This window comes from Pseudoalteromonas sp. Z9A5 (assembly GCF_011378875.1).
Taxonomy (GTDB): domain Bacteria; phylum Pseudomonadota; class Gammaproteobacteria; order Enterobacterales; family Alteromonadaceae; genus Pseudoalteromonas.
Genome location: NZ_WTLC01000012.1, coordinates 66,929 through 79,740, shown reverse-complemented (window position 1 = coordinate 79,740; position 12,812 = coordinate 66,929). Strand labels below are relative to the sequence as shown.

Annotated in this window: 13 protein-coding genes and 1 pseudogene; 10 read left to right on the top strand and 4 right to left on the bottom strand. The window is 36.3% G+C overall.

Features of this window, described 5'->3' with window-relative positions:
- Position 1 precedes the first annotated feature (1 nt).
- The 9 genes from GQR56_RS08275 to GQR56_RS08235 all read left to right on the top strand — a co-directional run bounded on the left by GQR56_RS08275 (position 2) and on the right by GQR56_RS08235 (position 6,477).
- Entirely contained in the window at positions 2-430 is a 429-nt protein-coding gene (locus GQR56_RS08275) for a nuclear transport factor 2 family protein (protein WP_166110279.1), read from the top strand.
- A 2-nt stretch (positions 431-432) separates the two neighbouring features.
- Positions 433-1,143, top strand: a complete 711-nt coding sequence (locus GQR56_RS08270) for an SDR family NAD(P)-dependent oxidoreductase (protein WP_024610739.1) — start codon at positions 433-435, stop codon at positions 1,141-1,143.
- Positions 1,140-2,396, top strand: coding sequence for an FAD-dependent oxidoreductase (locus GQR56_RS08265; RefSeq protein WP_166110276.1), 1,257 nt, complete (start codon positions 1,140-1,142; stop codon positions 2,394-2,396). Before GQR56_RS08270 ends, GQR56_RS08265 begins: the two co-directional genes overlap by 4 nt.
- Positions 2,389-3,132, top strand: coding sequence for a DUF1365 domain-containing protein (locus tag GQR56_RS08260; RefSeq protein ID WP_166110273.1), 744 nt, complete (start codon positions 2,389-2,391; stop codon positions 3,130-3,132). Before GQR56_RS08265 ends, GQR56_RS08260 begins: the two co-directional genes overlap by 8 nt.
- 39 nt (positions 3,133-3,171) lie before the next feature.
- Complete coding sequence (locus GQR56_RS08255) at positions 3,172-4,434, top strand: cyclopropane-fatty-acyl-phospholipid synthase family protein (RefSeq protein WP_024610742.1); 1,263 nt, start codon at positions 3,172-3,174, stop codon at positions 4,432-4,434.
- Positions 4,409-4,912 carry a DUF2878 domain-containing protein gene (locus GQR56_RS08250; RefSeq protein WP_166110270.1) on the top strand — a complete coding sequence of 168 codons (504 nt, stop codon included), beginning with the start codon at positions 4,409-4,411 and terminating at the stop codon, positions 4,910-4,912. Before GQR56_RS08255 ends, GQR56_RS08250 begins: the two co-directional genes overlap by 26 nt.
- Before the next feature lie 144 nt (positions 4,913-5,056).
- Complete coding sequence (locus GQR56_RS08245) at positions 5,057-5,452, top strand: chalcone isomerase family protein (RefSeq protein ID WP_139015432.1); 396 nt, start codon at positions 5,057-5,059, stop codon at positions 5,450-5,452.
- A 1-nt stretch (position 5,453) separates the two neighbouring features.
- Positions 5,454-5,993, top strand: coding sequence for a DUF3833 domain-containing protein (locus GQR56_RS08240; RefSeq protein ID WP_024610745.1), 540 nt, complete (start codon positions 5,454-5,456; stop codon positions 5,991-5,993).
- 208 nt (positions 5,994-6,201) lie between these two features.
- On the top strand, positions 6,202-6,477 hold the full coding sequence (locus GQR56_RS08235; RefSeq protein WP_024610746.1) for an HU family DNA-binding protein: 276 nt from the start codon (positions 6,202-6,204) through the stop codon (positions 6,475-6,477).
- A gap of 91 nt (positions 6,478-6,568) precedes the next feature.
- On the opposite strand, the gene ilvN is transcribed toward GQR56_RS08235, so the two are convergent.
- Entirely contained in the window at positions 6,569-7,066 is a 498-nt protein-coding gene (gene ilvN / locus GQR56_RS08230; protein ID WP_024610747.1) for an acetolactate synthase small subunit, read from the bottom strand.
- A complete protein-coding gene (locus tag GQR56_RS08225) occupies positions 7,066-8,790 on the bottom strand; it encodes an acetolactate synthase 3 large subunit (RefSeq protein ID WP_024610748.1) in 1,725 nt (574 codons plus the stop codon). Before GQR56_RS08225 ends, ilvN begins: the two co-directional genes overlap by 1 nt.
- A 742-nt stretch (positions 8,791-9,532) precedes the next feature.
- Here GQR56_RS08225 and GQR56_RS21480 point away from each other — a divergent pair.
- Positions 9,533-9,777 (top strand): annotated as a pseudogene (locus GQR56_RS21480) (IS4 family transposase); the annotation flags it as partial.
- A gap of 150 nt (positions 9,778-9,927) precedes the next feature.
- Here GQR56_RS21480 and GQR56_RS08220 read toward each other — a convergent pair.
- Positions 9,928-10,935 carry an isocitrate dehydrogenase gene (locus GQR56_RS08220; protein WP_024610749.1) on the bottom strand — a complete coding sequence of 336 codons (1,008 nt, stop codon included), beginning with the start codon at positions 10,933-10,935 and terminating at the stop codon, positions 9,928-9,930.
- A 186-nt stretch (positions 10,936-11,121) separates the two neighbouring features.
- A complete protein-coding gene (locus tag GQR56_RS08215; RefSeq protein WP_166110329.1) occupies positions 11,122-12,810 on the bottom strand; it encodes a hypothetical protein in 1,689 nt (562 codons plus the stop codon).
- Positions 12,811-12,812: the final 2 nt, after the last annotated feature.

The following is a 12,812-nucleotide window of genomic DNA, read 5'->3' as shown; positions in this document are numbered from 1 at the left end:
TATGGATAACCAGTTACCAGTAGATAAATTTGTAGATATATACCAGCAACTCAATAGTAGTAATCTTGATTTGTTGAGTGAAATTTATAGCGACAATATTCAGTTTATAGATCCGATGCATGAAATTAACGGCATTGATGAATTGCGTCGATATTTTGCTAATTTATACAGTAACGTTAAGCATTGTCAGTTTGACATAACAGACACTTTTAACGTTGATAGCAATGCGTTTATCTACTGGACCATGCACTACTCCCATCCTAAGTTAGCATCGGGTAAAACAATATCAGTTAAGGGACATAGCAAGCTTATTTTTGATAGTGGTAAAATAACCAAGCATCGCGACTACTTTAATGTTGGTGAACTTTTATATAAACACATTCCTTTATTGGGTAGTGTTGTTAAGTTTATAGATAAAAGGGCAGGTTAATTATGATCACATTAATTACAGGCGCTACATCGGGAATTGGTGAACAGTTAGCTATTAAATATGCTGAGCAAGGCGATACTGTTATAGCATGCGGTCGTAACAGCGAAAAGCTAGCTGAGCTTGCAAAGCACACCAATATTCAAACATGCCAATTTGATGCAACTGATTTACAAGATATAAAGCAATCGACAATAGGTTTTGCTCAATTTGACAGAGTGATCCTAAATGCAGGTAATTGTGAGTATGTAGATGATGCACGTAACTTTGATAGTGCTCTGTTTGAAAGAGTTGTATCGGTTAATTTACTTGCAATGGGATACTGCTTAGAAGCCTTACTTCCTAAAATAAACGTGGGTGGGCAACTCGTTTTAGTAAGCTCTAGTGTTACTTATTTACCGCTTCCACGCTCAGAAGCTTACGGGGCATCAAAAGCGGGTGTAAGTTACTTAGCTAAAAGTTTAGCTATAGATTTAAATGACGTTGATGTAACACTCGTCCATCCTGGTTTTGTTAAAACACCTCTAACTAATAAAAATGACTTTCCAATGCCTATGGCTGTATCTGCAAGCGAAGCTGCAGATTATATGATTAAAGGAATACATAAGCGCCGTAAAGAAGTGCATTTTCCTTATCGTTTTACCCTTATTTTAAAAGCACTGCGAATACTCCCTTTACCGCTTTGGCTTAAAATTGCAAAAGGATTAACCCGTTGAAAAAAATAGCAATAATTGGCTCAGGTGTATCTGGTTTAACATGCGGGCATTTGCTGCATAAGCATTACGATGTAACTCTATTTGAAAAAAATGATTATATTGGAGGACACACTGCAACGGTTGATGTTGATGTAAGTGGTATCAAATACGCAATAGACACCGGCTTTATTGTATTTAATGATAGAACATACCCTTACTTTGAAAAGCTGCTAAAGCATATTGGCGTTGATAAACAAAAAACAGAAATGAGTTTTAGTGTTCATAATGATGCAACAGGTTTTGAATATAACGGGCATACGTTTACAAGCCTATTCGCACAGCGTCGAAATATTTTTAGACCTAAATTTTGGCGTTTGCTTTACGACATTGTTAGATTTAACAAGTTATGTAAAGCAATACACGAACAAGAAAAATATAAAACGGATCAATCGTTAGGGCAGCTTTTAGATGAACACCATTTTAATGACTTTTTTAAGTATCATTATATTTTACCAATGGGCGCAGCTATTTGGTCATCTAGCATAAAAGAAATGGAAAATGTAGGCGTAGAGTTTTTTGTTAAGTTCTTTTTTAATCACGGACTTTTAGACGTTACAAACAGACCTCAGTGGTATGTAGTACCAGGTGGTTCTCGCCAGTACATTAAGCCATTGATTAGAGGCTTTGCCGATAAAATTAAACTCAATACAAATATTAAATCTGTTACGCGTCAAGATGATGAAGTAACAATAGAGTTTGAAAATGGTGAGCAAAGCAAGTTTGATAAAGTAATATTTGCTTGTCATTCAGATCAAGCACTTGCGCTGCTTGGCGATGCTACAGAGCAAGAAAAGTCAGTGTTAGGTGCAATCGCTTATACCGAAAACTCAGTGGTGCTGCACACCGATATAAACCTTTTACCAGATAGAAAAGCGGCATGGGCAAGTTGGAACTACCTGCTTAACAACAATACAAACAAAGCTGCTGTGGTTACATACCAAATGAATATACTTCAAGGTATACAGTCAGATACTCAATTTTGTGTAACGTTAAATCACCTTGAAGGGATTAACCAAAGTAAAATATTGCGCGAATTTACTTACCATCATCCTGTATTTAATCAAGAGTCTATTGCTGCTCAAAAACTTAAACATAGTATTGATGGGCAAAATAATAGTTATTTTTGTGGAGCGTATTGGTATAACGGCTTCCACGAGGATGGTGTACACAGCGGTGTAGATGTTGCAAAACAACTTGGGGTTGAATTTGACTAGTGCAGTTTATTTAGGCGATGTTAAACATCGCCGTTTTGCTGTTAAAGAGCACCGTTTTAGTTACCCGTTATATATGATGTGGGTAAATTTAAATAACCCTCAGCAGTTAAATGGTGTACACAAGCACTTGGGTACATCGGGCTTAAAAGCCTTAAAGTTTAATGAAGCTGATTACCTGCAAAATACAGAACAAGCAAACAAAGCAAAGCAAACACTTATACAGCGTGCTCAGACTAAGCTTAATGAGTTAGGTGTTAAAGATGTTTTTGAAAATGTGTATATGCTTGGGCAGTTACGTTGTTTTGGGATTTACTTTAGTCCTGTTAATTTTTATTTTTTTGGTCACGGTGAAGGTGACTTTACCTACATGATTGCAGAAGTAAGTAACACACCTTGGAATGAACGACATTATTATTTAGTACCATTAGAAAAAAAAGTGAACTTTAAGAAGGTCTTTTCCGTATCACCTTTTATGAACTTAGATATGAACTATCATTGGCATGTTCAACTTAAATCAAATAAAACGCTAATACACATTGAAAATAGACGCGATAAAGAGCTTTTATTTGACGCATCGCTAAGATTAAAGCGTCATGAACTTACCAAAGATGAAGTAAGTAAATTGCTTAGGTGTTTTCCTGCAATGACATGGTCGATTTTTAAAGGTATCTATCACCAAGCGTTAAAGTTATTTATAAAGAGAGTGCCTTTTTTAGGTCATTCAGGTAAGCCATAAAACATATACAGATAGTTAGAACAATAAATAGGTATTTTAATGGAAAAAGTGTCGAGCTTAAATTGTGCACAAAGCACTGGATGGTTTGCTAACGTATATAAAAAGTTAGTAACGAAAGCGTTTTCTTCGATTGAAACAGGTCAGATAGTTTTAGATGACAATAATGAACGAACTGTTTTTGGTGACGCATTGTCCGAACTTAAAGTTACTATCACAGTAAACGATAAGGCAATGTACAAGGCCTTTGCACTCTCTGGCAGTGTTGGGGCTGGTGAATCCTATATTTTAGGGCAATGGTCTTGCGATAATTTAACGCGCTTCATCGAAATATTCGCAGTAAATGAAAAGCAATTAGATAAATTTGAAAAGAAATTTGCATTTTTTAGCAACATAGCCCACCGATTTAATCATGTTAAAAACAAAAATTCTGAGTCAGGTTCAAAAAAGAATATTGTTGCCCACTACGATTTAGGTAACGATTTATACGAGTCATTTTTAAGTAAAGAAATGCTTTATTCTAGTGCTGTTTATCCTAAAAAAGATTCTACACTTGAAGAAGCACAGCAATTTAAGCTTAAACGTATTTGTGAGCAGGTCGAGTTACAACAGGGCGACTCAGTTATTGAAATTGGTACTGGTTGGGGGGCTTTTGCAATTTATGCTGCTACTCATTACGACTGCCACGTAACAACGACAACCATTTCTGATGAGCAACACGACTACGTAGCCGAAAAAGTTAAAGAGCTTGGACTTGATAATAAAATAACACTGCTTAAACTTGATTACAGATTGCTAAAAGGTAAATACGATAAACTTGTTTCCATCGAAATGATTGAAGCAGTTGGTCATGATTATTTGCCGAGCTTTTTTACTCAATGTGGAGAACTTTTAAAAGACAATGGTGCAATGCTTATTCAAGCTATTACTATTGGCGACCAACGTTATCAGCATTATTTAAAAAATTCTGATTTTATACAGCAATACATTTTCCCAGGTGGTTGCCTACCATCACTTAATGAAATGAGCGAACAGATCAAAAACAACACTGATATGGTTATACACACTATAAATGATATTGGTGCTCACTATGCGCGTACGCTGGCTGATTGGCGCTCTCGCTTTATAGAAAGCTGGCCTGATTTAGACCGTTCTAAGTTTGACGAGCGTTTTTATCGTTTATGGTTGTTCTACTTTGCTTACTGTGAAGGTGCATTTAGAACACGCGCAACGAGTACCGTGCATTTAATGGCACGTAAACCAAGATTTGTTAGTGATAATGACGAGATTGCACTCGCTTATTAATTTTATATTGTTTCAAGCAGTATGGTTTTTATCATTACTGATTGAAGCAAACTCAATCGTTTTTTCAAGCGCTATAATTGCTTTGATGTTTTATTTGTCAAAGCAAAAAAAACAGGATGTTTTGCTTGTTTTAAAAACACTTCCAATCGCTCTGCTTTGTGAGTTTATTGCAGTAAAGCTTGGTTTATTTGAATTTAAGGTTTTTCCTTTTCCACCGTGGCTTGCTCTTTTGTGGGTAGCTCTACTTCTATGTATCAATACTTCAATGTCGTTTTTAACTGGGCTTAAACTATGGCAAGCATTTTGTGTGTGTTTGGTTTTTGCACCTTTAAGTTATTGGGGTGGTGCACGCTTTGAAGTATTAAGCTTAGGATTACCACTTTATCAGTTTTGGTTTTTTTATGGCGCACTTTGGGCTGCAACATTCACGTTGATTTTATTTATAAACAGTAAAATAAAGCTAATGATCTCTCGCTAATTTGCATCTTGGCTATTCATAATATCTAACATTTATTAATAAGGTTTTACTTTGAAATATATTTTATGTGGCGCTATTTTATGCGTGTTTAGTAGTACAGCAGTGCTTGCCAATAGCGACTTTAATAAGGTTGGTGAAGGTAAAATGGAATATTTGCTTTGGGATGTTTACGATGCAACGTTATCTACGTATTCGGGTAATTACGTATTGGGTGATAATCCGGTTAAATTCAAACTTACCTATTTACGTGATTTTGAGGCAAAAGATATTGTTAAAGCAACGCAAGAGCAATGGCAACGTTTGGGCAAAGAGCAGTCGTCAAAAACTTATAGCGACAAACTATTACAAATTTGGCCTGATATAAAAAAAGGTGAATCGCTTACTTTAATAACAAATGAGCAAGGTGGAAGTATTTTTTATCATAATGATAAAAAAATTGGTGAAATAAATGAGCCTGAATTTGCTACTGATTTTTTGGCTATTTGGTTAGATAAAAATACCTCTGAGCCTGAACTCAGAAAGCAATTACTAGGAAATTAATATGAAAATCGCGAATCTAGTTAAAAGTATTTTAGTCGGTACATGTGCTTTGTTTCTAATAAGCTGTTCTGCACCTAGCGTAGATCATTATAAAAATACATCACCTGAGTTTGACTTTAAAACATTCTTTACAGGAAATTTGAAAGCCTATGGCGTTGTACAGGATTTTAAAGGCGAGCTAACCCGCAAGCTAGTGGTAGATATGCATGCGAGCTGGGAAGGTAACCAGGGCATTATCGAAGAAGATTTTGTTTATGATGATGGTGAAACACAAAAACGCATTTGGAAAGTAACTTTAAACAACGACAATTCATTAACCGGCACCGCAGATGATGTTTTAGGTACAGCTAAAGGTAAAAGTGATGGCAGTGTATTTCATTGGAATTATAATGTTGAACTGCCATACGATGGCAGTACTTTAGAGGTTAACTTTGACGATTGGATGTACTTGGTTACACAAACACGCTTGATAAACCGAACATCTATTGTTAAGTTCGGTGTTGAGGTTGGGGAAGTGACCTTAGTAATCGAAAAAATATAGTTTATCTTAAGTTGCGTAACGTGCGCCAAAATTGTACTCAAATTAAGTCTTTGTTAACCCAACGTGCTGTATTTTACCGAGAATTATTTTAATTTTACGTGTTTTTTAAGATTTTAAGCAAAAAATGCAATTTGCTGTTGCTAACTCTTCAAAAATACATAAAGATAGGTTTTGCGAAGGCAAAATAATAACGAATAGGAATCTAAAAATGAATAAAGCTCAATTAGTTGAAAAAATTGCTACTGATGCAGAAATTTCTAAAGCTGCTGCTACTCGTGCACTTGACGCGTTTACAGGCGCTGTAACTTCTTCTTTAAAAGAAGGTGATTCAGTAGCATTAGTTGGTTTTGGTACTTTTACAGTAAAAGAACGTGCAGCACGTACTGGCCGTAACCCACAAACGGGTGCTGAGATCCAAATCGCAGCGGCAACTATCCCAAGCTTTAAAGCAGGTAAAGGTCTTAAAGACCAAGTAAACCTTTAATAGGTTTAACAAATTAAATAAAAAAAGGGCTAATTAGCCCTTTTTTTTATATCTGTAAAAAGCCATAAAATATGGCTTATATACAATAAAGTTATGCTTTTAAGGCTTTATCCCCTCGACCAATGCCAACAGCACCAGAACGTACAACTTCAACAATGTCAGTTTCATGGCGAAGCGTGTCTAAAAATGATTCAATTTTGTCAGTGCTACTTACTAATTGTAGGCTGTAGGTTTGCCTGCCCATATCTAAAATAGCACCTTGAAATACATCTACAACACGAGTAACCGCAGCGCGAGTTGACTCATCTTGAGCAAATACCTTAACAAGTAATAGTTCTCGTTCTATATGACTCATTTCAGTCAAATCTATGATTTTTAATACATCGACAAGTTTATTAACTTGCTTAGTTATTTGTTCTACTACGCGGTCATCGCCCATAGTTGTAATAGTAATACGTGATAAAGACTGATCGTCGGTTGTACCTACAGTCAAGCTGTCGATGTTATAAGCGCGTTGTGAAAAAAGTCCGACAATACGCGACAATGAACCCGGTTCGTTTTCTAATAATATAGATAAAATACGACGCATTATGCTTTTACTCCTTTACGTAGCCACATCTCATCAATGCTACCTAACTTAATTTGCATTGGGTATACATGTTCTTTTTCATCGACAAGAATATCTAAAAATACTAAACGGTCGGTAATTGACATCGCTTTATCAATAGCGGGTTGTAGTTCAGCAAGCGTATTTACTTGGATACCTACGTGACCATAGCTCTCAACCAATTTAACAAAGTCAGGCAGTGAATCCATATATGATGAAGAGTGACGACCTCCATAAACCATGTCTTGCCATTGGCGTACCATGCCTAAAGAGCGATTATTAAGAGAAACCACTTTTACAGCTAAGTTATATTGCAAACAGGTAGAAAGTTCTTGGATATTCATTTGAATAGAACCGTCGCCCGTAATACACACCGATTCTTTATCAGGAAACGCGAGCTTTACACCCATAGCGGCAGGTAAACCAAACCCCATTGTTCCTAAACCACCTGAATTTATCCATTGACGAGGATGTTTAAACGGATAGTACTGCGCTGCAAACATTTGATGTTGACCAACGTCAGAGCTTACATAAGCATCGCCATTTGTTGCTTTGTATACCGCCTCTATTACAGCTTGAGGTTTAATTTTGTCGCCATCAGTATTGTAATTTAAACACTTTTGTTCACGCCAACTAATAATTTGACGCCACCAATCCTCTTGAGCGCTGCGATCAATTTGAATAGGGCTTTTATCTATACCAGCTTGAAGCTGTTCAAGTACAGTCGCTAAGCAGCCTACAACGGGAATATGCGCTTTGATTGTTTTAGAGATAGATGTTGGATCTACATCTACATGTACAATAGTGGCATTAGGGCAAAACTTTTCAACATTATTAGTGACGCGATCATCAAAGCGAGCACCAAGTGCCAAAATTACATCTGCATTCGCCATTGCTTTGTTTGCTTCAAGCGTACCGTGCATGCCTAGCATACCAACAAAGTTAGGGTGAACACCTGATATACCACCAAGTCCCATTAACGTGTTTGTTATTGGCGCATTTAACGATTCAACCAAGTGAGTTAATTGCTCTGATGTATTTGATATAACAATACCGCCACCAGAATAAATAACGAGCTTTTTAGCTTCTAAAATAGCTGTAACGGCTTTACGTATTTGTTTGGAGTGACCCTTAGTATTAGGACTGTATGTTCTAAGTTCAGTTGTTTTAGGAAATTCGTATTCAAATTTAATCGCAGGATTAAGCATATCCTTTGGCAGTTCAACTACAACAGGCCCTGGGCGACCAGTGCTGGCAATATAAAAAGCTTTAGCTAATATAGTTGGAATTTCCTTAGCACTTCTACAGTTAAAGCTATGCTTAACTACAGGGCGAGAGCACCCAACAATATCGGTTTCTTGGAATGCATCGTCGCCAATAAGATTTGTAGGCACTTGACCTGACAACACAACCATAGGAATTGAATCCATATAGGCTGTTGCAATACCTGTAATACAGTTTGTAGCGCCAGGACCTGAGGTGGCAAGTACTACACCAACATCGCCTGTTGCACGAGCGTAACCATCAGCCATATGAGTAGCTGCTTGCTCGTGGCGTACTAATATATGCTCAATGTCGTCTTGTTGAAAAAGTGCATCGTACAAATCTAATACCGAACCACCGGGATAGCCAAATATGTATTTAACCTTCAGCTCTTTTAATGCCTGAACTACTAATTCAGAACCATTATATTCTTGTTTGCTCATCCTCATTCCTCTGTGCGCTATTTTATGCATAAAAAAACCCCCGCGTAGTGCGAGGGTTTTTAAAAAGCAGTATCACTTTTTAATACATCCCCGCTGGGCTTATAACTAAGACCAGTACGAGTACGACTAAAAGACGAATCTGCAATTTCATAATTTGTTCACTCTTTTAAAAAAGTAAAATGTTTACTTTAAATTAAAATTTCTCTATGAGGTTATTTTTAAGGGTTTTGAGTGTGCATGTCAACCGTGAATTGGCTTTTTTGGATTAAAATTCTAAATTTAGTTGTTTTTTAATTTGAAATCACAGTTTTGTCGTTTTTATGTCATTAAGTGAGAAGAAATTATGCGTTTAATATTTTTGCCTATATTTATTTTCGGCACTAAAAAGCCAACATAATTTTAATACTGATCAGTTAAGAAGTATTTAACGATCCATTGGCCAAACTTCTGGTTTGTTTATTAAGGTATCTAATGTCTTCAAGAGCCTTTTTTATGCAACTTACTCCAGTACTTTCTTTTGCTAATGGTTATGCCACAACTCAGTCGATTTAGGTTAGCTGAGTGATTTTTAGGCATACATTTCATCAAAGAATGCGCTGAAACTATCGAAGTTGCAAAGATAAAACGAATTCCTGTCGAAAGGGCTGTTTGGACAGTTATGTGTATGTCGTTTTATCGTGATGATCTTATATGGCGCATTGTCAGTAAATTAGGGGGCGACTGGTAACAAAAACGCTCAAGGGTAAAAGGTAAAGAGGTGAATATCATCACACCACTGACCGATTTATTGCGTTTCCCTAAATCTGATATTGTTGATTTTTATAATGAGCGATAGAGATTAGAACTTGGGTATAGAGTAATGAAGCAGACCTTACTCAATAGCCATTTCACGCTACGTAGTAAAAACCTGAAATAATTGTGTAAGAGTTATGGGGTGTGATTTTCTGTTATAACTTGCTGAGATACCAGATGATGAAAATGGCGAAGAAAAAGCTTGGGATATATGCAAAACATCTAAGTTTCACGACGTGTGCGAAACTAAAATCCAAAAAATAGCCCAATAAAAATGCCAGTCAGCTGTAACTGACTGGCATTAAGCATAAACAGGCTTTATATAGAGCTTATTAGTACTTTAAATTATAGACGGTCAATAACTGCTTGAGTGAAATCAGTTGTTCCGTGATTACCACCTAAATCGCGAGTTGTACGATCGCCTGATTTAATTACATCAGCAACAGCACTTCTAATGCGTTCTGCAGTGTCGCCCATATCTAAATGTTCAAGCATTTGGATAGACGCTAAAATTACAGAAGTAGGATTAGCTAGGTTTTTACCTGCTATATCTGGTGCACTGCCGTGCACAGCTTCAAATATTGCTGCATCTTCACCAATGTTAGCACCTGGAGCCATGCCTAAGCCGCCCACTAAGCCAGCACAAAGATCAGATAGAATATCACCAAATAAGTTTGTAGTTACAATTACATCAAACTCTTCAGGTGTCATTACTAGTTTCATACACGTAGCATCAACAATCATTTCAGTTGATTCAATTTGTGGGTAACGCTCAGCTACTTCACGAGCAACCTTTAAAAATAAACCAGAAGTTGATTTTAAAATGTTCGCTTTATGAACTGCAGTTACTTTTTTACGGCCTTCACGTACAGCTAGTTCGTATGCAAAAGTTACAATTTTTTCAGCGCCTTCGCGAGTAATTACTGATTTTGCTTCTGCTTCGTTACCATCTTCACTCACAATTTGGCCTGCACCTGAGTACATACCTTGCGTGTTTTCACGAATAGTAATGATATCGATATCATCGTAACGTGCTTTAGTACCTACAAACGATTTAACTGGACGAACATTTGCGTATAAACCAAACTGTTTACGTAAAGTTACGTTAATAGAAGTAAAGCCTTCACCTACAGGAGTAGTTAGAGGACCTTTAAGAGTGATTTTGTTTTTAGCAATTGTATCAACAGTTTCTTGTGGAAGTAGCTCGCCAGTTTTTTCAAGCGCTGCTAGGCCAGCATCAACAAATTCATAATCAAAATCACATCCTGCTGCTTTTAGAATTTCAAGTGCTGAGTCTATAATGCTAGGACCGATGCCGTCGCCTTTGATCACTGTTATGGTACGTTTGGCCATTAACTTTTCCTTTAAATAGTTTGATTTGCACATAATTTATTACTCTGAGAGAGTAACTGCTTGTTAGGTCATTTATGTGAATGAGGTAGAAATTTAAGGGCGCATTTATACCAACTTATCGCCCATTTTGCCAGTTTATACTATAAATAACGGGTATAATTTGTATTTATAATGGTAATAAACTTACTAAATAGTATTCGAGAGGTTTAGCTCTTGTAATTGCTGATAAAAAGAATGCTTATCTTTCCAGCCCTGAGCTGTTAATTGATCACTAAGCGTTTGTTGCTGCCAAGGGCTCAATGCTAACTCAGGCTTAAAGACATATTGCGCTAACGTTTTTAATGCAACCCACAATTTATGGTGTGAGTTAAGTTGTTTTTTAGGTGTTTGTTCTGCTTCTAAAAGGGCTGCAGTCCATGGGTTATCACTTAAAAGTTGTTTAAGTTGTACGTTTAACTGCTCATTATTAAGTAAGTTAACGCCAAAAAAAGCATAAAAAGGAATACTCAATGTTTTATTTGGGGTTTCGTCTATTAAAATTTTCCTTGATAAACGAGTGCTACATTGAGTTAATAAAAAATGTGTGTAGGCATATAAAGGTAATGTAATGTGTTCAAATTGAAATTGCTTATTGTGACTCACTAATAAAGACATTATTTTTACTAAGCAATCTAAACGGTTTAATATAAACGCTTGTAAAGGGTGGGGGGTCACACAAACTAGCTGCTCAAACACTACGCGTTGAATAATAGCTGGCGCATTGAAGTATCCCACCATAGATAAACTGTGCTTTAAATCTTTAGCGGGCTGATGTTCTTTATTATACGGTTTTACAGCTTCACAAAGACTGTTAACTATTTGAGGATGAGGCAATATAATTTGGCTTAACCCTTTATAGCTGTATTCGTGCTGTAATTTTATACGGCTGATTAAATCGAGCAGCGTTAATGACTCGGTAGTTAGCGTACTTTTTCTTTTAGTTATATGCTCGCTATTCCAAACACTAAGATGCAGCTTTGAGTCAGTGCAGAGCCATTGTTTAGCATTATCATTAAGTGATGCTTTGACTCGATGCCATGTCATTTTATCTTTATTTTCTGTATTAACTAATACGTGACGTTGTTCTGAATCGGTTGCTAAGTAGACCATAGTGCGTTCAAAATAGATTACTCGACTACCTGGTAATAATGGACCGATATGAGCAATAAGTGACTTTATTAATTTTTGAGCAAATAAGTTTGGGGTACGTATATATAAGTCGGCTAATGCTTTGTAAAGGTCGATATGTTTTTTAGGAGTATTGTAGGTAATATTCATCGCAATGATATTAGCAAGTGCTACAAGCGTTATGCCGCCATCGTAAAGCATAATTTTAGGTGTACTGACCAGCGCTTGTTTATATTTATTTAATTTTGCTAAAATTTGTGTGATTGGTTTTACAGGCTCACCACCGGTTAATATTATTTTTCCCGCTAATTGATGACGTAATTTCCACGTTCTTTTTTCATTTTCGTTAAAGCTCACTTGTTCTGAAAGTTTGTTTAACTCTTGGCAAACACATAAATGCTCAACCAGTGCGGTGCTAATATAGAGCTCAGATAATTCTTCATTATATTTTTGGCTCTTACAAAGCGCAGCCGTTAATACGCATTGGCTAATTATTAAGTTAGTAGCGAAGTCATTTTTAGTATTAAAAAGAGTTAATTGAGCTTGAAGAGCAAATGGATGCTCATCATACAAAAGCCTGTATTGCTCAGCGAGCTTACATATTACGGGGTAGAGTGTTTGCCATTGTTTTTTATTATTATAGGATGCTAAAAATAGATGAGTATTTTCAAATAACTTATTTAGCTTTACCGAAACAGGCTCATCCATTA